This window comes from Chitinophaga sp. CCNWYY40 (genome assembly GCF_037483205.1).
GTDB lineage: Bacteria > Bacteroidota > Bacteroidia > Chitinophagales > Chitinophagaceae > Chitinophaga > Chitinophaga ginsengisegetis.
On record NZ_JBBHLF010000003.1, the window covers coordinates 380,820 to 405,468 of the forward strand.

13 protein-coding genes are annotated in these 24,649 nt (G+C 40.4%); 9 read left to right on the top strand and 4 right to left on the bottom strand.

The window, feature by feature from the left end:
• The first annotated feature begins 153 nt into the window (after positions 1-153).
• Both V7S65_RS12120 and V7S65_RS12125 read left to right on the top strand, forming a co-directional pair.
• Positions 154-2,865: an outer membrane beta-barrel protein gene (locus V7S65_RS12120; protein WP_336386950.1), complete on the top strand. Its 2,712-nt coding sequence runs from the start codon at positions 154-156 to the stop codon at positions 2,863-2,865.
• Positions 2,866-3,403: 538 nt separating this feature from the next.
• Positions 3,404-3,670 (top strand): hypothetical protein, encoded by a 267-nt coding sequence (locus V7S65_RS12125; RefSeq protein ID WP_336386949.1) that lies wholly within the window; start codon positions 3,404-3,406, stop codon positions 3,668-3,670.
• Between the two features lie 684 nt (positions 3,671-4,354).
• Here V7S65_RS12125 and V7S65_RS12130 read toward each other — a convergent pair.
• Positions 4,355-7,087, bottom strand: coding sequence for an alpha/beta hydrolase family protein (locus tag V7S65_RS12130; RefSeq protein WP_336386948.1), 2,733 nt, complete (start codon positions 7,085-7,087; stop codon positions 4,355-4,357).
• A gap of 386 nt (positions 7,088-7,473) precedes the next feature.
• On the opposite strand from V7S65_RS12130, the gene V7S65_RS12135 reads away from it, so the two are divergent.
• The 5 genes from V7S65_RS12135 (at position 7,474) to V7S65_RS12155 (ending at position 17,340) form a co-directional block, all read left to right on the top strand.
• Positions 7,474-10,806, top strand: coding sequence for a SusC/RagA family TonB-linked outer membrane protein (locus V7S65_RS12135; RefSeq protein WP_336386947.1), 3,333 nt, complete (start codon positions 7,474-7,476; stop codon positions 10,804-10,806).
• A 30-nt stretch (positions 10,807-10,836) separates the two neighbouring features.
• Positions 10,837-12,282, top strand: coding sequence for a RagB/SusD family nutrient uptake outer membrane protein (locus tag V7S65_RS12140; RefSeq protein WP_336386946.1), 1,446 nt, complete (start codon positions 10,837-10,839; stop codon positions 12,280-12,282).
• A gap of 59 nt (positions 12,283-12,341) precedes the next feature.
• Positions 12,342-15,020: a glycoside hydrolase family 2 protein gene (locus tag V7S65_RS12145; protein WP_336386945.1), complete on the top strand. Its 2,679-nt coding sequence runs from the start codon at positions 12,342-12,344 to the stop codon at positions 15,018-15,020.
• 334 nt (positions 15,021-15,354) lie between these two features.
• The gene (locus V7S65_RS12150; RefSeq protein ID WP_111577510.1) at positions 15,355-16,362 is read left to right on the top strand and encodes a hypothetical protein; all 1,008 of its coding nucleotides are present in this window, start codon (positions 15,355-15,357) and stop codon (positions 16,360-16,362) included.
• A gap of 159 nt (positions 16,363-16,521) precedes the next feature.
• Positions 16,522-17,340, top strand: coding sequence for an SDR family oxidoreductase (locus V7S65_RS12155; protein WP_079470143.1), 819 nt, complete (start codon positions 16,522-16,524; stop codon positions 17,338-17,340).
• 43 nt (positions 17,341-17,383) lie between these two features.
• Here V7S65_RS12155 and V7S65_RS12160 read toward each other — a convergent pair whose 3' ends face one another.
• From V7S65_RS12160 to V7S65_RS12170, 3 genes are all read right to left on the bottom strand, one after another.
• A complete protein-coding gene (locus V7S65_RS12160) occupies positions 17,384-18,769 on the bottom strand; it encodes a tetratricopeptide repeat protein (protein ID WP_336386944.1) in 1,386 nt (461 codons plus the stop codon).
• Between the two features lie 85 nt (positions 18,770-18,854).
• The gene (locus tag V7S65_RS12165) at positions 18,855-21,644 is read right to left on the bottom strand and encodes a family 78 glycoside hydrolase catalytic domain (protein ID WP_336386943.1); all 2,790 of its coding nucleotides are present in this window, start codon (positions 21,642-21,644) and stop codon (positions 18,855-18,857) included.
• Between the two features lie 21 nt (positions 21,645-21,665).
• A complete protein-coding gene (locus V7S65_RS12170; protein ID WP_079470965.1) occupies positions 21,666-22,682 on the bottom strand; it encodes a zinc-binding alcohol dehydrogenase family protein in 1,017 nt (338 codons plus the stop codon).
• A 236-nt stretch (positions 22,683-22,918) separates the two neighbouring features.
• Here V7S65_RS12170 and V7S65_RS12175 point away from each other — a divergent pair, with 236 nt between their 5' ends.
• Both V7S65_RS12175 and V7S65_RS12180 read left to right on the top strand, forming a co-directional pair.
• Positions 22,919-23,479, top strand: a complete 561-nt coding sequence (locus V7S65_RS12175; RefSeq protein ID WP_336386942.1) for an RNA polymerase sigma-70 factor — start codon at positions 22,919-22,921, stop codon at positions 23,477-23,479.
• A 102-nt stretch (positions 23,480-23,581) separates the two neighbouring features.
• Entirely contained in the window at positions 23,582-24,559 is a 978-nt protein-coding gene (locus V7S65_RS12180) for a FecR family protein (protein WP_336386941.1), read from the top strand.
• Positions 24,560-24,649 lie beyond the last annotated feature (90 nt).

A 24,649-nucleotide genomic window follows, 5' to 3' on the forward strand; every position in this document is an offset into this window, starting at 1 on the left:
AGTGAATTAAATCACCATTAGACGAGTGTATATATTAATGGTCCAACTCACTCGTTAGATCAAAATTAAATTTCCTTACTGCAATCTCCACACAGCGTGGTTCTTTTTTTAAAAAAACTATTGGACATAACAAATGAAATCATTCACTGCTATTTGAATGCATTTAAAAGGTTGAATTTACAAGCTATCGACATTTGCTATATGAAGCAGTTAACAATTTCATTACTTGCAATTTTGTTAGCCTTAGAGGCATTAGCTCAGACATCTAATAGAGTTAACATTAATGGGCAGATAATTGATGCTGCAACACGTCAACCATTACAGGGAGCTACAATAAACTGCTTACTCGCAAAGGATTCTACCCAAAAAATCCTGACATTTAGTAACAAAAATGGGCTTTTCCTTTTGGACAGCCTTCCAACCGACAATTACTTCTTAAATATTACTTTCCTTGGTTATCAATCACTGGTATATCCAATAAGAGTACCACCTGGAAATATCATTATTAACTTAGGATCAATTGAAATAAAAAGCACTGGTCTTACTCTAGCAGAAGTAGAGGTTATTCAAACAAAAGTACCAATTAGATTTACAAAGGACACTATTGAATTTAATGCCAGCTTTTTTAAAACAAAGGTCAACGCCGTAGTTGAAGATTTATTAAAAAAAATACCAGGTATTCAGATCGACAATGATGGCACCATCCGTGCAAATGGAAAAATCATACAGAACATAATGATAGATGGACGTCAACTTTTCAGCGGTGGTAGCCCCAACACAATTAGCAAAAACTTACAAGCAGATTTAATAGATAAAGTCCAATTAATTGAGAGCACTCACGATCAAGAAAAAAAACACGGAATAAACGATAATCAGGCAGAAAATATCATCAATATAACAATCAAGAAAAGCAAGTACAATTTATTATCCGGAGAACTAACTACTTCTTATGGAACTTCTGACAGATTTGTAAACAAAATCAATCTAAGCCGATTTAATAAAAATCAACAGTTAATGTTATTAGGGGACGGAAACAATGTCAATGGAGTATTTGACACTAAAAACCTGGGAAGTAGGGGGATTCAACGAAACTATAATGGAGGAGGAAGTTATAGCAATGAAATAAGTGAAAAAGTAATAATTGGTATAAACTATCTAGTAAGCAACAATAAAGGTATAGAGCGACGCTCAAGTATAAGGAATACAATTATTAACGACTCGAGTCTTCTCTATAACCAGCAAACAAATAATCAAACCACCAACTCTAGTCATGACGGATCTTTTCAAATTGACTATAAAATTGATTCTCTACAAAGCATTACCGCTTCTCAACAGATATCTTTCACACAAGCAGGCAATCAATTCTCAAATAATTACGAGTCAAGTGGAGAGCATTCTCGGAAAATAAATACTGGTGAAATAAACAATAGAGACAAAACTCAATCCTTAAATATGTCAAGTAGCTTGAGATATGATAAAAAGTTCAAAAAAAAAAATAGACTATTGAGCATTACAATCGCGTATAGCAAGGGTTCTGGTGGGGACAATGGGGTTAATATGTCAAACAATATGTATTTTCCTAGTAATTCGGAAATCGTATCTGATACCGTCAATCAGAATGCCGTAAGAAACATTGATAACCAGCATTTTTTTTCCATGATAAACTATACTGAGCCAATCACAACTAACGGATCCTTAGAATTGTCATTCGTGGAGGATTATGCTTACAACACCTCCAATATAGGTATATTTAACTTTAATAAAGCAAGTGGATCATATGATATTCCAAACGATAGCTTGAGCAATAGATTTAAGAACACTCCAACTCAACATTATGCAAAACTAAGTTGGATACATCAAAAAGAAAAATTTGACTATTCCATTTCTTTGGCCTCTCTGCTATTTATCATGAAAAATAGCGATGTTACGTTAAACAACTATTACACAACTCAGTCAAATACTTTACTGCCAGAAGCTAGCTTAAGCTATCTTTTGGACGGAAATAAACGATTACGCTTTTCTTATCGGAAGAACCAAGATTTTCCCCAAATTTCTCAATTACAACCTATTCGAGATAACACTAATCCATTACATTCAAAAATAGGCAACCAATCTCTAAATCCAACACGTACACACAATATAGATCTATCATATAATGTATTTAACATTTCATCTCTTCGAAGTTTTTCTCTTAGCTTTAATGGTAGAATTCTACGCGATCAGATTATAAATGCTTCATGGTACGACTCTTTTGGGAGGGAAACGGAACAACCCATAAATATGAATGGAAGCTATATCTTTAATATTAGCATAGATAATGTAATCCCTCTAAAACAAAGACAAAATTCACTCAATTTTAATACAAGAGGGATTATAAGCCGTTCTATGAATTATACAAACGGAACGAAAACATTCCATAAAGACTTCTCACTGAATCAATCAATTGGATTTCATTATGAATACAAAGAGCTATTCAAATATACTTTTTCAAGCAGTCTGAATTACAACAAAGTAAGCTACTCTAGTGAACAAATTAGCAGTTTTCGGTATTTTAACGGCTCCATTTTTTTCACAGGAGATATTAATCTTCCATATGGCATAACCATTTCAACCAATATCAACTACCTATGGGCTACAGGAAGAATGGAAGGCTATAACTCAAATCCTTTCATGCTTCACGCATCTATTTCCAAATCCTTGTTCTCTCATCAGCAAGCAAGTATCAAGTTACAAGGATTTGATCTATTGAGGCAAAATATCAACACAACCCGTATCATACAAGATAACTATATAGAAGACATTAAGACAAACTCCTTACAACGTTTCTTTATAATTGGCTTCTCCTTTTTCCTAGGCAAAAGATAAATCGCTTATTCATAATGCTTATTAAATTCGAATTAACCAGTATTCTGCGTGTAAACTGCAGGGAGCATTCGTAAATTCAATTAATAAATAGAGTCAGAATACGATGCATCTCGGAATGCACAATCAAAGCTTCATTCAAAAACAATTTTCCGATTATTCATAGAAACCTAAAACCTGATAATAAACAAGACTGGCTAAATAGTCTCATCTAAACAGACTCACTAATCTATTATTACATCTTTCAAATACATTCCTCGTGCTTCAAGTCACAAATGGGCGTAATTAGATGATTCTTTGTAAATAAAAAATACTGATTGGAAGAAACTCTTCTAGCTTACTGGGGATTTAGTAAATGCTAATATTGTTGTTTATAACTAAACAATATCTAATACATAGCTACCAATAATTGTCCATACTATACAGGACATATAAGTAAGTATTAAGCTATAAGCAATTACTAACAAAGTATCACTTCCACTTTCAAAATGGTAAACAATATTACTTAATATTCAACCTAAATTACAAAAAATAAAATTTTATGAAAAAGGCTAAAATCATACTGACCGTTATTGTTGTTTTAGGCACTATCGGTGGATCACTCGCATTTAAAGCGTCTAGAACGTATAATATCTTCTATTCATTCGGCACAACTATTAGAGCTGGAGAAGAACTACAAGGCTGTGTATTAAGTATTGCCTTGAGGCTAACGGCTGTCCCTGTGGGTGGGTTCATAACAACACTTTACTCATCCGCATTCACTGAACAAACAAATACGTGTACCGCAAGAGTAACAACATCTATGTAAATAAATACAGAAAATAATGAACTCAATCAATTTCAACCTCAAAGCACATTCTAAATCTGCTCAGATTCCAATTATTGGCTATCTGATGATGATAAACAAACCCTTCAGCCTATTTATTCTCAACAAAATAATACTAAATTATCGCAGATAACTGATATGCGTTTACGATTTCATCAAACTGTATAAACATATAAAATCGAAATTCATAAAGCGATCCGATTTCATATGTCTTAGCTAATATGCTGTTTACTAAATGATAAGAATTCTTAGCATTGACAAATCAAGTTTGCCATCAACTTAATAGTACTCCGCGTCAGATGCAGTTAAACAAAATGAGTCAGCTGCTTCCTAGATGACTGTCTCAACTGATATGAAGGTCCGCAGCCTGGAGAATATTTTAATCACGTCAACGAACAACACGAAACATCCTAAAAACAAATCTTTCTTTCAAAATGACGACTCTATACTAAAATCCGTTTACTTGGTATTAAGAGATATTTCACAATATAGGCGATGCGCACTGGAAAATAAAGGCATGATACCAAAACACCTCCTAACCATTTTTGAAAAAAGGGACAAAAACTTAAATTGAATCCTGATTTCGACACTTACACCTTTATTGCGGTTGCATCAGAAATTGCTTCGAAACATAGCCACCCATTCTCTCACTTGAATGCTTCTTATCTACCGAAATATTGAATCAATCAATAATCCTTTCCCTGGAGATTTAATCTTATAATCCAGCTTATATCCACTATCCCTCTCCTCTGAAATTCCTTTGGTCATCCAAACAGGTGCAGGAGTTCCTTTTAAATAATGATTAAAAAACTGAAATAATCTAATACTAAAATCGTCCGCAGATTTACCGCCTATTCCATGATTACCGTCAGAGTATTCTAACAACCATACTTTCTTCCCTAATCGCCGCAGTGCCGTAAATAGCTCTAATGCCTGAGAAAAAGAACAAATACCGTCATTCGTAGTATGCATTAATAACAATGGTGTAGTCACCTTGTCAGCTCTAAAAATGGGAGAATTCTTAATATATGATTCCGTTTTTTCCCATAATGTGCCACCCATTCTTCCTTGACCAATCTCAAAATAACTATTCAAACTTGTATACCTGGCTGGTACGTCTCCGTAGGCACTGATGAGATCAGAAATTGAAGACGACGAGTACGCAGCTGCAAATAAATTTGTGTGAGTAACTAAATAATTAGTTTGCAAGCCTCCAAAACTGCATCCTCCTATTCCCATACGTTGACTATCAATATAAGGCAATCTAGAAATGTAATTAGCTGATGAAAGCACCGCATCATATGTACTTTGCATTGGATCCCCTATCTTATAGTCAATATCGGGAGTAAAAATTAAAAAACCATTACTTACAAATGTAGGAATATTCAAATTACACATTCCCGAAAGACTTTCAGGAAGAATGTACGCGTTCAATCCAAATGACTTTTTCTCATAATAATAAAATATGACGGGATAGCTATGCTTATCATTAAAATTCTCAGGCTTGTAAAGAACACCTTGTGAAATAGAACCATCAGCCCTCTTCCAACTATGCAATTCAGTTGTATACCAATTATATTCGGCTTCCGGATATACGTAACTCTGTTGAGTAAATTTAATAAAGTCAGAAGTAAAAAAAAAATTAGGAGACTCGTTCGCTCTCATCCTTGAAACTATAAATTTATTCTCATCTCTAGCTTTAACAGGATAACGACCTGCATTATCTGTATATGGATTATCTATCAGATGATAAATACAATTATCCATCGTCAATAATTGCGGATCGCCGACTTCCTCTATTCTCTTTTGAAAGAATCCATTCTCTTTGCTAACTAGATTAAGAGCATTTAAAATGAGTGTTTCCTGATTAGAAAATGCTCGATTTGAAAGATTTGGCAACCCCAAATAAAATACAATATTATGCTTTAAACCGTATCCATTAGTAAGATTCCGTGGCTTTCTTTTGCCTAATGGATCAACTATCCAAATATCAAATCGATCATAAATCAATACGGACACATCATTATTCAACCATCCGGCAATTCCCCTTGGAGCTCGGAAAAGATCTTCCCTATAATAACCAATCCAAGAGGTTTTTATTCGTGGCGTTATGTTTCGGCAAATACCAGAAGTGATATCAAAGCTAAAGTAAGCAATTGAGTCTTTGTCATAATATATCACATATTTACCGGAGGGAGAAACTTCAATTATATCCGATCCTTTAAGCTTTATATCGTCTCTTCTTTTGTTTCTAATTGATCTCAATAAGTAAGAATGCTGAGCCGATGAACTCCATAGCCGATCTCCCGGACTTGAATTACCTGAAGTATGTTCTACTAGATACCTTGAACCATCGTTACTTCTATTTAATATCAATTCATTATCCTTACTAATTTGGGCTATGCAACGATCTTTAAGAATAAATACAAATGAATACGAAATTGGAAACTGGCTATCAACAATCTCTGCGGTAGGTAACTTTGAGTCCAAATAACTCCATATAGTTATAGGAGAACTCCCATTAGCATTATCAATTATCCTCCCTAATTTCTTAACAGTAAAATAAATACAATCTCCCTTTTTGTTTATCTCCGAAATATTATCTAAGACCATACTACTATCTATGCCAATTAAGGAATCATTAACAGCCAAGACAGGTTTAGAATCTCCTAGTTTATAGTACCATAAGGATTTATCATTTTTTGCCTTATCAAAAAGCAGAAATGCAAACATAGTGGTAGATTGATCAAACAATAACTGAACTAATCCCATACCTTTCCATATATCTTTAACTTCGTCTTTGGGGATATCAAGTAAGCTTATAGACTGAATTAACTCATTATTCACAATTTGCTCCCCCTCCATCACCAGAAATTTACCATTCTCACTGAATGAATATCTTTTAATTGACTTATATATTTTGACTACTCCAGTTCGAAGATTTCTCATTCCTAGCTCTCCAGCCGGAGTAGTAAATGCAACCCATTCACTACTTCCATTATTAGGAACCTTAAAAAAAATTACTCCTGCAAATTTTTGAATAATATTCTTATCCAACCTTACTACGTTTAACGTATCCTTATTTCTAAACAGGGCTATCTTACTATCATTTGTAAACTGAACATATACACTCCCCGGTACTCTTATTTCCCAGTTTCCTTCACTTTGTTTTAAAACCGTCGTATCTCTTCCTTTAAGTCTACTTTTGACATAGTAGGAGATATATTTTCCATTATTTGATATTTTAGGCCCATCTACATATGTCCATTTATTATAAGCAGTTGAATCAACCAACGGCTTGGTTAGCGGGTGATGATCTTTAATCTCCAGCAAATTGGACTGACAGAAAGCTTCCAACGAAATACATATCCAAATAAACAAAAATATTACATTTCTCATCAATAATAATTTAATCGTAAGATCAATGATAACATTCAATACAAAATTCTAAAAATCAAAAGCATACCACTCGATTTCAAATTAAATCTTTTTCAGTGCAATACAATAGCAGATAAGAGTACCCAAAATACAGTCTTTTACTAATTATATTTACAAGACCAAATGAAAAACCCCATTTGATTTGAGAAATAAGATAAAGAGACCAAATCTCACTTGGTATTCAAACAATATATGAATACACATTAAAATACCTCCGAGTACCACTCAGGTTTTTTTTTGCCATTATCCAATTAAAAGGGACTGCAAAATGGTACCCTAGTATAAAACATGTGTATTATATATATGTTAAAACACCAGCTTCTATAACGGAGATAAACTGATTCTATATGATTAAAATGCTACTTGGATATTGCTCCTCACGGCTTCCTTTAATGGTAATAATGATCGTAACAGACATTTACTGCACATCTCCCTCATTCGGGAGTACACTCCGCCAAACACCTAAAGTCACCATATCAGCCAATAATATCCCATTAAGCATTGTCTTCAGAAGAATACATCAACAGACTGGGATTATCGTCTCCAATAATTTTGATGAAACTAAACTCAACGAGAAAAAAAGGGTAACAGTAAACTTCTTCCAAGCAGAAATAAATGAGGTGATGAAATTCCTTCTAAGCGACAATAGCAACAATCTATTGTTCAAGGTAAGCGATAAAAAAATATTGATTTATAAGAACAAAACGACTTTTCCGAAAGATACAATTTCATATATATATGAAATAATCGGCAAAATAACAGATACCGAAGGAAATGCAATACCAGGCGCTTCTGTAAAATTAAAAAATAACACCCACGGAACTATTTCCAATACCGATGGAAGTTTTCGTTTAACAAAAATAGAGAGAGGCAGTATTGTAGTAATTAGTTCAATCGGATTCGAATCGAAGGAAATCATTGCAGATAAAAAAGACGTTCTAATACTCCTGAAGACACATACCAATGTATTAGATGAAAAAGTGATAATCGCATATGGAAACACAACAAGGAGATTAAATACTGGTAATGTTAGTAGTTTAAAAGCAAAAGATATTGAAAAACAGCCCGTGAATAACCCTCTATTGGCATTGCAAGGACGCGCACCTGGAGTATTTATTGAACAATCAAATGGTCTACCAGGAGGCGGTATTACCGTACGCATACAAGGTGTAAATAGTTTATCAGCTGGTAGGGATCCATTTTATGTAATTGATGGGGTCCCTTATATTTCACAACTACTACCTACGACAAATGTAATAGGGGGCTCATCAGGAACACGTGGCACATATGGAAATCCACTAGCGTATATTAATACCGCCGACATCGAAAGCATAGAAGTCCTAAAAGATGCAGATGCTACGGCAATCTATGGCTCAAGAGCAGCTAATGGAGCAGTACTGATTACCACAAAAAAGGGGAAAGTGGGGCCAACTAAAGTAAATTTCCTTTTCCAAAGCGGTTGGTCGAAAGTGCCGCACAAAATGAATCTCTTAAATACAAAAGAATATCTTGAAATGCGTCATGAAGCCTTAAAAAATGACGGTCTTACCATCTCTGAATTTGACTGGGATTTAAATGGTACATGGGATACTACGCGGGATATAAATTGGCAGAAGGAACTCATAGGAAATACAGCACAACAAACAGATGCACAACTTAGTGTATCTGGTGGAAATGCTTATACTCAATATCTATTCGGGGCTGGATATCATAAGGAAACCACAGTGTTCCCTGGGGCCTTCTCGGATACCAAAGGGTCTGTCCACATTAACTTGAATAGCAATTCCGCTAACCAGAAATTCAGAATTCAGGTTACAGGATTCTTCCTTTTTGATGATAATAAACTTCCATTAACAGATCTTACTACAAGCGCCCTAACATTAGCTCCCGTCGCACCAGATCCATACAACTCAAATGGCTCCATAAACTGGGCTCCTGACGCTAATGGAGCAAGCACATATTTCACCAATCCAATCGCCCCCAATGAACTAAAAAGCAGTAACAAAACTACTAATCTAACGGGCAATACCACGCTTAGTTATGAAATAATACCTGATTTAACTCTCGAAAGCAGCTTTGGCTACAATAGCCTTTTTACAAATGAAATAACAAGGTCCCCTGCTTCTATCTACCCGCCTGAATTCGCGGCTTTTTTCCCAAACGGAACAGTTTTTCTAACTAATAGAATCACTTCATGGATAGTAGAACCCAAGCTAGGATACAAACGAAAAATCAGCAAGGGCTACCTGAACTTACTCCTCGGCGGCACCATAACCCAACAAAACAACGATCAACAAAGCATTACCGCTAGTGGATTTAATAACGAACTTGTTATGGAAGACTTAGCATCTGCTACAAGCATCACAGGCAAAACCATCAATTCGGTATATAAATACAACGCTTTCTATGGTAGAATCACCTATAATTGGCTTGATAAATATGTCTTGAATCTTACTGGTAGAAGAGATGGAAGCTCCAGATTCGGTCCAGAGAATCAATTCCATAATTTTGGGGCAATTGGAGGAGCTTGGCTATTCTCACAAGAACCCTTCATTCAAAGCAATTTACCCATACTAAGTTTCGGAAAATTAAGAGCTAGCTATGGCACAACAGGAAACGATCAAATTGGCGATTATACATTCATGGATATCTACCAACCAATCTTTATTACGGGAAACGCCTATCAGGGCATAATTGGACTTGCTCCGAATCGGCTTACAAATCCTTATTTGCAATGGGAAGAGACAAAAAAACTACAGCTCGGAATTGAGCTAGGATTTTTAAGCGATAAAATTATTCTCACAGCAAACTATAATCATAATCGCTCCAATAATCTGCTAACATCATCAAGATTGACTACAGTCACTGGATTTACTGGAATCAATCTCAATTTCCCTGCAACTATTCAGAACACTGGCTGGGAATTCACATTAACAAGTACCAATATAAAAAAAAGAAACTTTTATTGGTCAACAAACTTCAATTTAACTATTCCGAAAAATCAATTATTGTCATACTTTGGAAAGGATAAGAATCAATATATATATATCGGCACCCCTGTTTCAACTATAGCCTATTTCAACTACTCCGGTCTTAACGACACTACTGGCATTTATGAATTCATTGACGCAAAAGGAAACCACACATATTCGCCTTCTGATCCTTCAGATAAAACAGTCACACTAAATACCGATCCTAAGTTATACGGTGGTCTTCAAAATACTTTTACCTACAAGGGGCTTTCGTTAGATATTTTCTTCGCTTTTACAAATAGATCTGCAATAGACAATGTCACATATAGTTTGAGGGGCCTTGTGTATCCTGGCCAATTTAATTCAGGAGCAGGCAATCAAGCAGCAGTTGTTATAGATCGTTGGCAAAAAAAAGGAGATAAATCATTATTGCAGCCATACAGCACTGGGAACACTGGAAATCTGGACAATCTTCTCCATAGCAATGCAATTGTCGCAGACAACTCCTATATCAGACTTAAGAACGTCTCCCTTTCATGGCAGTTACCTGATAAATGGAAAAAGACATTACACTCTCAGAATGCAAGAGTCTTCGTAAATGCTCAAAACGTTTTTACAATCGCAAACTGTAAAAACCTGGATCCAGAAAGTGGTTTGTCATTACCTCCTCTAAGAGTAATTGTTATAGGGGCTCAGATTACCCTCTGATTAAAACAGTTCAAATTAAAATGTTCAATTATGATATTCGCAATAAAAAAGATATCGATATTAAAACCTAAATATTCACAACTTATACTAATTAGTTTTATTCTATTTCATATAAGTTGTAAGAAATTATTAGATGTTAACCCACCAACAACAAGTATAAATGGTAATAATATTTATACAAATGATCAAACCGCTTCAGCAGTTCTAACAGGCATCTACACAAATATCAGCGCTACTGGTATAACAAACAGTGACTTATCTGCAATAGGTTTTATAACTGGGCTTTCCGGTGATGAACTCACACTCTATAGTGGATCTGCCGACCTACGGCTTAAGGCTTACTATCAAAATAACCTAAGGAGTATCACCTCATATACAGAATTTTGGACAAAAATTTACAAAATACTTTATACTGCAAATCTTTCAATTGAAGGCCTTAATAATTCCACGCTACTGACTCTTCGAGTAAAACAACAATTACTAGGTGAGGCAAAATTCATCCGAGCGTTTTGTTTCTTTTACCTTGTTAATCTATATGGCGAAATTCCAATATCAACAACTACAAATTACACAGTAAATAATGTTCTCGTCCGTAACTCTATAGACCAAGCGTGGTTACAGATAATTACAGACTTAAAAGATGCTAAAGAATTACTATCTACCACCTACCTTGATGGAACTCTTATAAGGGAGACACCTGAGCGTATTAGACCAACAAAATGGTCTGCTATTGCGCTTTTAGCCAGAAGCTACCTGTATACCAAAGATTGGAAAAATGCAGAAGAACAAGCTACTGAAATTATTAACAAATCAGATCTTTATAAATTAGACTCATTGGACCAATCATTTCTAATGAACAACAGTGAGGCTATCTGGCAATTGCAACCTGTTAACATTGGCTCAAATACAGAAGATGCAAAAACGTATATTATACCGCCGACCGGACCATCTTTCCTTACACCAGCGTACATTAGCTTGCAACTAATAAATAGCTTTGAAACAAATGACCAGCGAAAAGTAGTATGGATAGATACCGTAACTGTTTCCGGAATCCTTTACTACTACGCATATAAATACAAATCTGGCAAGTTAGATGAACCTCTAACAGAATATAATACAATCCTTCGATTGGGAGAACAATATCTAATCAGAGCAGAAGCTAGAGCACAACAAGATAATCCGAACGGATCAAGAGATGATCTTAATGTCATTAGGGTTAGGGCCGGATTAGAAAAATTAAATATAACTGAAAAAAAACTATTGCTCACAGCCATTTATCATGAGAGGCAGGTTGAATTATTTACAGAATGGGGGCATAGATGGCTAGATTTAAAAAGAACCAACACCGTTGATGATATTATGAGTCAAGTGACCCCAAAGAAAGGAGGGATCTGGAATGCAAACTGGAAATTATTCCCAGTTCCTTCATATGATATTGTTTCAAACTCAAATTTATATCAAAACCCTGGCTATTAACAGTAAATGATCAAACAATCCATTAATATTTAAAATAAACCTTGAATAAACAACACCTAATGAGAAAAAAAATTGTAGTATTGGGAATACTAGCTTTTGTAGTAATAAACTGTTATGGGCAGCATAAAGAAAGCCCGTCTGACAGCTATCAGATATCTCCTATACAAATGCAATCAAGATGGGCCAAAGAGGTCAACGTAAAGAATGTGTTAAACGAGTACCCGCGCCCTCAATTACAACGAAAAAATTGGATCTCACTTAATGGTTTATGGGAATATTGTATTACGGATTCCAATGCAACATCTCCTGCCAAATTTGAAGGCAAAATATTGGTGCCTTATCCAATCGAATCTGCCCTTTCAGGAGTACAGAAAAAATTGATGCCAGATAATTTCTTATGGTACAGAAAGAAGTTTCAAAGACCTAAAACAAATAGTAAGGAACGTATACTTTTAAATTTTGGAGCGGTCGATTGGCAAGCTACTGTTTTTGTTAATAATAAATACGTGGGAGTGCACAGTGGTGGATACCTAAGTTTCTCGTTTGACGTCACGGATTATCTAAAATTAGGTGATAACGAAATTCTAATAAAGGTTTACGACCCAAGTGACAAAGGACCAAATCCTCATGGTAAACAGGTGCTTAATCCCGAGAATATTTACTATACCTCATCTAGTGGAATCTGGCAAACAGTTTGGCTAGAAAAAGTACCTAGCACATATATTAGTAAATTAAAAACGACTCCAGACATAGATAGAGGAATATTAAATGTTGATGTCAATATAATCGGGAAACTGGAAAATACAAGCCTTGAGATTATTGTATCTACAAATGGAAAAGCAATTAGCACTAATAGAGTCCGCATTACCACAAAAAATAAAAACAATTCCATTAGTATACCCAATGCTAGATTATGGTCTCCTGATGATCCGTTTTTATATGATCTTTCAATCAGAATATTAGAAGGAAAAAAAACGTTGGACGAAGTAAAAAGCTATTTTGGCATGCGTAAAGTAAATATACAGAAAGATGAAAAAGGTGCAGATCGTATTTTCCTTAATAATAAATACACCTATAATCTCGGCCTTTTGGACCAAGGCTTCTGGCCAGAAGGCCTCTATACAGCTCCGACCGATGAGGCACTGTCCTTTGATATCAAAACAATAAAGTCATTGGGATTCAATACTATTCGTAAACATATAAAGATAGAATCTGAAAGGTGGTATTATCATGCTGATAAAATTGGAGTATTAGTATGGCAGGATTTTGTAAATCCGCCGCATGGGCTCCCTGAAGGCTCTCGATCAATTTTCGAAAACGAAGTTCAAGAAACATTGGAACAGCTACATAATCATCCAAGTATTATAACATGGGTTCTCTTCAATGAACGTTGGGGAGCATATGATCAGGAAAGATTAACAAATTGGGTAAAAAAGTATGATCCAAGTCGAATAGTCAATGGACATTCGGGAGAACTACTATATGTGGATAACCAATTACGTGAACCGGCATCCAACCCGTGGGTTGGAAGTGATATGACAGATGTGCATTCCTATCCCAACCCAATAAATGTTCCCTCTTTACCCAATAAAGCGAAGGTCATAGGTGAATTTGGAGGCATTGGAGTTTCAGTACCATCTCACGAATGGGATGATATGCAGGGTTGGGGATATATGAAAGTTTCTCCGGCAGAATTTAAAAAGCAGTATGTAAACATTATGCAGGAATTGAAAAAAATGGAACTTGAGGGACTGAGTGCATCTATATATACACAACCCTTTGATGTAGAAGGGGAGGAAAATGGATTGCTCACTTACGATCGTGAAATAATAAAGATTCCTGTAACAGAATTAAGAACGATACATCAACAATTCGTTCCCCAAACTAGTGGATTTACTCTTGATACTAATTTCATCATTGCGGCGAATATAAATACCAATGATAATGATGATCGATATCAAGATTACATTAATGAATATCAACAAGGGAAACGTGATTCTACTTTCCTAAGGAGACTTACATTAATGTCGATACGCAAAAAGGATCTGGTCAACACAACTATAATAGGGAATAGTTACATTGATATACTATCCAATCCTTTCTCAAAAGAGAATCTATCCTTTATTTGGAAAATAACCAAAAGAAGTAAAGATAGAGGATTTGAAATTTTCTGGACACAATCACAAAAGGTAGATTCAGTACTTTGGGAAAACGCATCAGTCAGCAAAGTGAAGGCAATAATTGATGCCGAAGAAATAACTCCTTATAGGTCAAATCCGGATTGGGATGCTATACAGAATAAAGTAGTAACTAAATACGGGGCTATTGGAGAAGAATTAGTATTTGGTAAACGAATGATATACTATGGTTTTGACGCCAACCCCAGAGATTGGGAAAAGTACTCAAAATACTACGTCCTTTATTTTGAAAGAGCATTGAAACGGCCGGAATACCTTATCAACAATATGACCTGGTTTATATACGAGAACGAAAATGACCCTAAAATATTGGAATTCGCACTTGGTGTAATGAAATATGCAATTGAAAAATGGGATCAATCGCCAGAATCCTACGATACATACGCACATTTACTCCATAAATTAAACAAAACAAGTGAAGCCATTCCATGGGAAGAAAAAGCTGTCAAACTGAAAAAAGGCGCCCCTGACGAGAAACTCTACACAGACGCCCTTCAAAAAATGAAAGCCGGCCTCCCTACCTGGCCACAAAATAATTAAACTCTACGCGGTGTAAGTGGGTGGATGGTTTACACCCCTTACGCACTCATGTGTCGGTCGCTAATATTCCTATTGGTGACCCATTTTTTCTTAAAATCACACTCAAAATGTCAAATAAATTATTTTTTCATATCAATAGTACGTAGGCAAATTTGCATGTGTACTATATATGATTAACCTTAAAAAAAGACAAAAGCAAAATTTTAAGATACAAAACTGAATAGGCCAGATTGAAATAGTTTGTTGCTATCCTATAAAAACACTTCAGTCAGCCCGGTCAGCAGGCAAAACAATAACAGACATTTTTACTACCACTTTCAAAAAAAATAATGTTATGAAAGCGCCCAGCAACTTACCCCGTATACCTTTAAGAATCGATGAAGATGACCAGGATTTCATCTCTATTGACAGTTTACCCCCGGAATACCAGCACCTGGCTATGCCGGCAGCAAAAATCTCTTTCAGAAGCGATGACTATGTGGATATCATCAGTCAAACCATCAAATTTGGCAGGTTCACACTCCGTACACATGAAGTATATAATAAGGAGCACGCCATTATGCTGATCCCTTATACAAAGATTGAGCTGTTGGCCCTGCATTTTATGGCTGGTGGCGAAGTGGTAGCGGAGATTACAGATAATGGACCGTATATGATGGCCAAAAGGGAAATGACCCTGTTCAAACTGGAACCCAGTGCACATAAAGCACCCATGAAACCGTGGGATAATATGTTCAGCTTCCATATCAATATCACACCGGAAGACCTGGCGGAACTGGCACTGGAATACCCTGAACTGGCAGCAATAGTGAAGAAAACAGGCCAGAAAGGAAGTGCGCCTGTTAACGCAGAGCCGTATCACATCAACCTGGCGTGTACAGATCTTATTGATGCGATCTGCAACTGCAAGTTTGTAGGTAAACAGGCAGAAGTATTTATGCACAGGTGTTGCCTGGAGCTGTACTTCAATTTTGCGGCGCAGGATAAACTGGAGGACGAGCCCATGCGGGTGTTCCCGTTATATGTATCCGAAAAACTAGAAGCCTCCATCAAATACCTTATTAACGTTACCAACGAAAAGTTTTCGATGGCAAAAATGGCAGTGCTGCTGGACCTCGGCACCCAGGAGTTAAGAGAAGCCTTTATAGATAGCTTTTTTATGACGCCGGAGCACTTTCACTTCCAACGCCAGATGATCCAGGCATATGGCACCGTAACTACATCTGCAGAATCCCTTGAAAAAGTTTGTACTTCCATAGCAATGAACAATGTAAACGAATTCACTACCCTGTTTGAATCCTATTTCAACTGTTCCATCGCTATCATTCGAAATAGTCAATGAAGAGATTGAATATCCCCATTTTGATTTTTTAGGTTGTTAATATGCCGGATCAATCCTGATCCGGCCATTCACTTGTCCCTCAAAATAGCCCTTGCTTTTTGCCGTCAGAGAAAGATTCCTTAAATTCCTTTTTCTTTCTCACCGCTAAAAGCAAGGGTTATGTCATTTCAGCAACGTACCATCTTTATTACCGGCGCAAGCCGTGGCATAGGCAAAGCCATTGCGCTGCGCCTCGCCAGCCGGGGAGCCAATATCATCATTGCCGCCAAAAGCGTGGAAGAAGATCCAAGACTGGGAGGAACCATTTACTCCGCCGCCGCAGAAGTAGAAGCCGCCGGTGGTAAAGCCCTCGCTGTACAGGTAGATATCCGGGAAGAAGCACAGATAGCCGCCGCCGTGCAACAAGGAGTAGAGAAATTTGGCGGGATTGATGTAGTGATCAACAACGCATCCGCCATTCAGCTCACCAATACAGAAGAAACCCCCGCCAAACGTTTCGACCTGATGTACAATATCAACGTACGCGGTACCTTTCTCGTAACACAACATTGCCTTCCTTATCTGAAAAAAGGAAATAATCCGCATATCCTTACGCTGTCGCCACCAATAAACCTCGATCCAAGATGGTTTGGACCACACGTAGCGTATACCATCAGCAAATACAATATGAGCATGCTGGCAATGGGCTGGGCAAATGAGCTGGAGAAATACAACATTGCCTCCAATGCACTGTGGCCGGCAACAACTATCGCTACCGCCGCAGTAAAAAACCTGCTGGGAGGCGATTCGCTGATCAACAAAAGCCGTACACCGGAAATTATTGCCGACGCAGTGGAATATATCCTGCAACAACCCGCGTCGTACTCGGGAAATACACTGATTGATGAAGAGGTGTTGAAAGCGGCTGGTATCACCAACTTTGATAAATATGCAGTGGTGCCGGGCGGCAAACTGCAGCGGGATTTGTTCCTGTCATAAAAAATGGCCCGGTAAAAAAACTTTACCGGGCTTTTCCCCCTCCCTACTCTGGGAATATGCGCGGCATATCCCTGAAAATAAATTGTTTGTATAGTTGATCCGCAACAGGATAAATATCATTGGGGATAATCGCCGTTTCCCCATCCTCCGATGTTTTGTACAACGCGCACCGGATGGCGCGCCAGCAATCAGACGTTTTATCATATAACAACGCTTCCATAGTGGCCTGTTGGCCCTGCATAATAGTATCCTGGAACAGCAGGCTGTAATCGCTCCAGGAAGCTTTCACCATTTCATCGTCGGAGAACTTCAGCCAGTGACGTACATGCGGCGTTACTTCATCCCATTCCCTGATGCGGATCAATATAGCCACCAAGGTGTGTACGTAATCTGTTACATGCGGCTCCAGTTCTACCGCACGACGGGAGAACTTCGTAGCCTGATCTAACCGCGTATTCAGTTTATACAGGCAACGGGCTACCCGGTTCAAATCGCGGGGCGACAAGCGGAGATAGTTGGAATTGAGTTGCTGTTCCATAAACAACAGCAGGGAAAGTGCGGTGGATGTTTCGCCCTGATCTACCAGGAAACGCAGGTAGGAAATTTTTGCATACAGCAAATCGTAGCTACTCCCCTTCTGATCTACGGCCTGCTGATACCAGGTATGGGCCAGCCGGTAATCCGTAAGACTTTCCGCATACAGCTCCGCCAGGGCACACATAGGCAGGCACTGATCATTGTAGGGAGCGGACATAGCGGCTTTATACAGCTTTTCTGCCTCCGCATATTCCCCGGTTTCTTTGTAACAATGACCCACCAGCAGTTGTAAGAAAGATACCTGCTGCACAGACGCCGGCGCATGTTTAAACACGGCAATAGCCGCTTCATAACGATGCTGATCCGACAATGTTTTAATCAGCAGCTGGCTGGTGGTTACGCAGTCGGGAACATTTTGCAGGTGCTGCTTCCAGAGAGCGGCAGCAGTATGATAATCTTTTACCTGGTAGTAGATAGCTGCCAGCTCTTTGTGTGTATTAAATTTGATGAACTCAAATTTCTCGGCCCACTCCAAACCGTTACTCAGCAAAGAAAGATCGCCCGCTTGTGCGGCCACGGTATGCAAAGCATCCAGGTAAGCTTTTGCCAGCAGGGCGCCCTGCGGAAAATAGTCGTCGGACAAGGTAAATGCCTGTTCAAAATAATGGATGGCCATCCGTAGCTCATCTATCGCATAATTGCTATATGCCAGTATCAGGTATAAAGAAATTTGTTCCTGCTGTTGCCGCCTGTTACCTTGCAATGTTTCAAGGTAAGCGATATCCGTTTTTTCCAGCATGCCCACCGGCCGGTGTGCCTGATGCTTTTCGTTCAGCTGCTGCAGAAATGCCGGTAAATCCTTTTGAATTACATGGAGTAGTGCTTCATTCATAACGATTGGTTGGGGGTTAGTATCCTTGCCGCGCGCCATACGTGCAAATAATAATACACCCCAATCAGGCGGAAGGTACCATAGCTTACCTCCCCGCATAACTCCCCGCCGATGACGTTACCGGCCGCCGGTTCACCACATGCAGCAGATACTCACCGGAACCGGTTTCCATAACATACCGGCCCTCTTTATATCCCTTTTCTATGGCCACTGCTACTCCATTTACGGTAACATCTGAAGTGGATTCCGCAGGAAGATAAATAGTAGCATGAGTGTTGGCAGGTATATGTACCCGCAGTGTAAACGTGTTGTCTTCTTTCTTCCAGTCGCTCACAATTTCACCATAGGGGGAAAGATAGCTGGCTTTGGCGGCGGTAACATCGCCAACAGGTTCCGGCCGGATCACGATATCGCGGAAGGCAATACTGCCGGGCGCTGGTCGTATACCGGCAAGACCGCTGTAAAACCATTCCATCAGGTGGCCCAGCATAAAGTGATTATTGGATGCATCGCGGTAGCCCTGCCAGGATTCGGTGAGTGCAGTAGCGCCTTTGGCCAGTTGCAGGCCATAGCCGGGAACATCGCTGCGACTGTTCATATCAAAGATTACATCCGAACGGCCTTCGTCGTCCAGTACGCGAAGCAGGTAACGGTAACCGATATCGCCGGCAGTGAGACTGTTGTTATGCTGACGGATATCTGCCACAATATTTTCCACGATATCGGTTTTGTAACGCGGATCTGCCAGCTGCATGTATACCGACATGGCGTTGGCGGTTTGACTACCCGTAGCATATTGTTTGGTACTATCGTTGAAGAAGGCGCGGTTATAAGCTTGCTTCACTGTTTCACTTTGCGACAGGTATTTTTGTGCATCCTCCTTTTTCCCCAATACCGTGGCTACTTTCGACAGGATGCTGAGATCATAATAGTATATAGCCGTAGCCGTTATACCCTTCGGGGTGAGCTGCGATTCGCCGGGGAATTTCGGACCAATGTCGTACCAATCGCCCAGGCCGTGGGAAAGAATATGATGATTTGATTTTTGCGAAAGATAGTTTACGTAACGGGTCATCATCGGGTAACTTTCTTCCAGTACAGATTTATCGCCGTACCACTGGTACATGTACCAGGGCAGGATAATGCCGTTGCTACCCCATTCCGGCGAGTCGCGGAAACCGTCATCGAAATGTACATACTCCGGCGCAATGTCGGGGATCAGGCCATCTGCGGTTTGCGCATGGATCATGTCGCGCACTACTTTCCTGCAAAGTGCGGCAATGTCGTAATTGTAACGGATAGAGCTGCCCACCAGGTGCGCTTCTTCCAGCCATCCCAGTTTTTCGCGGTGCGGGCAATCGGTAAATACGCTCGCCGTGTTACTGCGGATGGCCCAGTCGATCAGCTTAAAAGTTTGATTGAACAATTGATTGGAGCAGGTAAACTGCCCGATGGTAGCGGCTGCATTGCGGGTATGCAGGCTATACAGCGCTTGTATTTCCGGCAACCCCGAAGGATTGCTGCTGCCGGCGGGCACCGCGCCATCAATTTGTATATACCGGAAGCCATAGTACATAAACTGCGGCTGCCAGGATTCCATATTCTGTCCCTTTAAAGTATAATTAAAAAACACCGGGCTGCCTACGGCAGATTGATCTGCCAGGCCTTTATCGGTGATCAGTTCCGCCGGCGTAATACGTACCACCATTCCTTTTTTCCCTTTCAGGGAGATGGCAGGAATAGCAGACGCATTTTGCCCCATATCGTATACCCAGATGTTAGTACCGGTTTGTGTTACTTTAAGCGGCGTAAAGCGGTCGAATATTTTCAGCGGCGCTGCGGTTTGCGCATCCAGTTGCGGCGGGCCGGGTACAGCTACTGCGGGTTGCCAGGAGGCATCATCAAAGGAAGGCGTGTCCCATCCTGGTTGTTCCAGGGTAGCATTGTAATCTTCCCCGCCGTAGATGCTGGAAAAAGTAACGGGGCCGGGGGCCGCTTTCCAACTGGTATCGCTGATAATATTTTCGGTGGTGCCATCGCTGTATTGCAGATGCAGCCGGCAAATGAGCTGTGGATAACCAAAGGCGCCGGTGAGTTTACGGTACCTTTCTCCGGGCACATAAAAGAAGCCGTTGCCCAGCATCACACCAAGTGCATTGGTACCGGTGTGTAACTGCGACGTTACATCAAAGGTAACATAGAGGGCATGCTGATCATATTTTGTCCAGCCGGGATCGAGGAAATGATCGCCTGTTTTTTTCCCGTTGAGATGAAGATCAAACTGACCCAGTCCGCTGATATAAACAGTGGCCCTTTGCAGCGGTTTGGCGATATTAAATTCTTTTCGCAGCAGGGGCAGTATATCTTTCCGGTTACGGTATTTTTTGTCGCTGTCGTTGGTGATGGCAGGAACAATGCGTGCCGTATCCGGCATTTTCTCATAGCCAATCCATTGCGCTTGTTGCCAGTCGCGCGGAGAAAACAGCCCCGTATGCCACTGTGCCGTTTCACTCCACGCGGAAGGTTTTCCCTGCTGATCCCATACCATTACTTTCCAGTAGTAGGTGGTGGCGGGCAAGAGTGGCTTGCCATTGTAAAGCACCTGCACCGACTGGTCCGACAATACTTTTTTTGAATCCCAGGTACGCCCGCGGTTTTTCTCCAGCGCAGCGGGATTGTCGGCCACCAATATGCGGTAAGCAGTTTGCCGGATGTTGGTTCCTTTGCTTTGCAGTTGCCAGCTGAGAGCGGGGCGTGTGGCATCGATACCAATGGGATTGTGCTGGTATTCACATAGCAGCTGTTGCAATGAAACAGATTGTGCAACAACGGTATTGGTAATACCCAACAGTAGCAACAAGAACCATGATTTCATCATCATCAGCTGTTTTGAGGATCAAATATCTATGATCGCCTTTATCACTTCATTGCGGGGATCCAGCCAGGAAGCAAAGGTGGTTTTCACTTCCCCGAATTTCACCCGGTGTGTAATATATTTATCCGGACGCGCCGTTCCTTCTTTGATGCAGCGGATCACCTGTTCAAAATCCTCGCGGGTGGCGTTGCGGCTGCTCATCAGCGTGGTTTCCCTTTTATGGAATTCGGGATGGGGAAACTGCAGCAATTCTTTCTGTAATCCTATAAGCACATACCGGCCGCCGTGTGCCAGGTAATAGATGCCGTTGTTAATGGCTTTCTGGTTACCGGTGGCGTCGATCACTACTACCGGCATATCGCCGCCGGTGATGGTGCGCAGCTGACCGGCTACGTCGGTGGCGGCATTAATGGTATAAGGAATCCCCAGTGTTTCCCGTGCAAATTCCAGCCGTTTATCCTGGATATCGGTGGCTATTACCTGTGCGCCGGCAATGCGGGCAAATTCCATTGCCGCCAGCCCGATGGGCCCTGCTCCTATTACCAGCACAAACTCACCGGGTTGAACGGCTGCACGGCGGATGCCATGCGCGCTTACCGACAGGGGTTCCACCAGTGCCAGCTGTTCGGCCGTGAGGCCGTTGCCATGCACCAGCAGCCGCTCCGGCACCGAAATGAATTCGGCCATGCCGCCGTCTTTATGCACACCCAGCACTGCGATGTTTTCGCAGCAGTTGGGCTTGCCGTTGCGGCAGGCAATACAAACGCCGCAGTTTTCGTAGGGGATAATGGTTACCAGCTCCCCGACATGGAAATCAGTGGTTTCCACTGCGTCCAGCGCCACAATTTCGCCAGCCAGCTCATGTCCCAGGATGCGGGGGTAGTTAAAATAGGGCTGGGTACCTTCAAAAGCGTGCAGATCGGTGCCACAAACGCCTATTTTCCGGATACGGATAATAGCATGACCCGCCTGCAGCGCGGGCATTGCCTGCAGACCATATTCAAAATTGCCGGGAGTAGTACAAATGAGTGTTTTCACTATAATTAATTTAGAAAAAAAAATCCGTACCCGGATGTTTTATTTTCACATACGGGCAGGACGAACGATATTCAAAGAAACAGGTTTAAGGTAAATATTTATCATAGTATATTATCATCTCTGTAAGATATATTGCCTTTTTCGGTAAAAAACCCTTAAATAACAAGTAATCTGTCATTCGGACACTTAATATTTGTGCGTTTGCAAATTTGTATAATTTGGGTATTTTTACTTTTATGCGCGACGATATCCCCGAATTGCAAAGCAGAATATACAGCGGTGATACACAGGCATTTAAAGAATTATACGATTGCTTCTGCGCGCCATTATTCCAGTTAGCCCTGGCCATTGTTCATTCCAGGGAAATGGCGGAAGAAATAGTAGCAGATGTGTTTATTGCCGTTTGGAGAAAAAAGAAAAGCCTGCACCAGGTAAGCAACCTGAAATGGTATCTCTATGCAGCCACCCGCAACATTGCGCTGAACTATCTCCGTAAATATACCTCTAAAAAAACGCTGCATCTCGATGAAGCCAGTTTACCGGAATACGAAATAAATCCTGAAGCGCAACTTATCAGCAATGAAATGATGCAGCATATTAATATGGCTATCAGCGAGCTGCCACCGCAGTGCCGGCTGATCTTTAAACTGGTGAAAGAAGATGAGCTCAAATACAGGGAGGTGGCCGTACTGCTTAACATCTCCATAAAAACAGTAGAAAACCAGGTGGGCATCGCGCTGAAAAAACTCACTAAAATGAGAGCATTCCTCACTACGCCGCTGCCTGGCGATCAGTAACCCCTTCTCAAAAAAAAATTCTTCCCTCTTTGGGGGTATTCTCTCCTTCCGGTTGTCTTATACCCCGAAGCGCGCGTTCATTCAACCATTTTCAATCGTACTATGAGCAACGACCGTATATGGATATTACTCGGTAAACAGTTCAGCGGTGATATTTCACCCGAAGAACTGTCTGAACTGGAAACATTGCTGAAAGATGATCCGGAGGCAGCCGCTTCGCGGGAACTTGCCGCGGCTATCTGGCAGGCGCCTATGCAGGAAGTACCCCCTGCTCATGACAGTAAAGAACGTATATGGGAAGCGGTGAGTCCGCAACTGCAGCCATCCCGGCGCCGCAGTGTTGTACGCAGACTGGCAGCAGTTGCGGCAGCAGCAGCGGTATTAACGGCAGCATGGGTGCTGTGGCGTTCTACAACACCGGCAGTGCAACAACTCAGCTCCGCTCCCGGTGGAAAATCAAGGGTAGTACTTCCCGATGGCTCCACGGTATGGCTTAACAGCAACACACAACTCAGTTACGAAAAAAAAGGCTTTGGCAAACAACACCGCGAAATTACGCTCACCGGTGAAGCATTTTTTGATATTACAAAAAGTGAAGGCATTCCTTTTATTATTCATGCGGGAAAAGTAAACATCCGCGTACTCGGCACCGCGTTTAACGTGAAAGCCTATACGGGCGACAGCGCCATTTCTACTACGCTGGTGCGTGGAAAAATTGCGGTATCGTTCGGCGAAAAAACCGTGGTGCTGCAACCCGAAGAAAAACTAATGGTTCCGGCAACCCGCCTGGCGCCTGTCTTCCAGCAAAAACACCTGGAAAAAGACAGCAGCGGACAACTCCGGGAAATATCCTGGCTCAATAACAAGCTGGCATTTGACAACGAAACCTTTGCCGGGCTGGCGGTGAAAATGAAGCAGTGGTACGGCGTTACTTTTTATTTTGAATCTGCCAACCTGAAACAACTCCGGTTTTCCGGCATCATCGATACAGAATCAATAGAAGAGGCGTTGAAAATGCTGCAGCTATCGCGCCATTTTAATTTCCGGGTCAACGGGAAAGAGGTCCACATCAGTAACTGATATCACATTCTTCATCTTCAAAAATAAATGCTATGACATAAAAACATTACAAAGCACTCACTGTACTTTACTTTCCTTCACCCTCTTACA

What these genes read in the sequence shown, in the direction of transcription:
- V7S65_RS12125 (WP_336386949.1), top strand. Translation starts at nt 3,404, where the DNA reads ATGAAAAAGGCTAAAATCATACTGACCGTTATTGTTGTTTTAGGCACT.
- V7S65_RS12130 (WP_336386948.1), bottom strand. Translation starts at nt 7,087, where the DNA reads ATGAGAAATGTAATATTTTTGTTTATTTGGATATGTATTTCGTTGGAA.
- V7S65_RS12135 (WP_336386947.1), top strand. Translation starts at nt 7,474, where the DNA reads ATGATTAAAATGCTACTTGGATATTGCTCCTCACGGCTTCCTTTAATG.
- V7S65_RS12140 (WP_336386946.1), top strand. Translation starts at nt 10,837, where the DNA reads ATGATATTCGCAATAAAAAAGATATCGATATTAAAACCTAAATATTCA.
- V7S65_RS12145 (WP_336386945.1), top strand. Translation starts at nt 12,342, where the DNA reads ATGAGAAAAAAAATTGTAGTATTGGGAATACTAGCTTTTGTAGTAATA.
- V7S65_RS12150 (WP_111577510.1), top strand. Translation starts at nt 15,355, where the DNA reads ATGAAAGCGCCCAGCAACTTACCCCGTATACCTTTAAGAATCGATGAA.
- V7S65_RS12155 (WP_079470143.1), top strand. Translation starts at nt 16,522, where the DNA reads ATGTCATTTCAGCAACGTACCATCTTTATTACCGGCGCAAGCCGTGGC.
- V7S65_RS12160 (WP_336386944.1), bottom strand. Translation starts at nt 18,769, where the DNA reads ATGAATGAAGCACTACTCCATGTAATTCAAAAGGATTTACCGGCATTT.
- V7S65_RS12165 (WP_336386943.1), bottom strand. Translation starts at nt 21,644, where the DNA reads ATGAAATCATGGTTCTTGTTGCTACTGTTGGGTATTACCAATACCGTT.
- V7S65_RS12175 (WP_336386942.1), top strand. Translation starts at nt 22,919, where the DNA reads ATGCGCGACGATATCCCCGAATTGCAAAGCAGAATATACAGCGGTGAT.
- V7S65_RS12180 (WP_336386941.1), top strand. Translation starts at nt 23,582, where the DNA reads ATGAGCAACGACCGTATATGGATATTACTCGGTAAACAGTTCAGCGGT.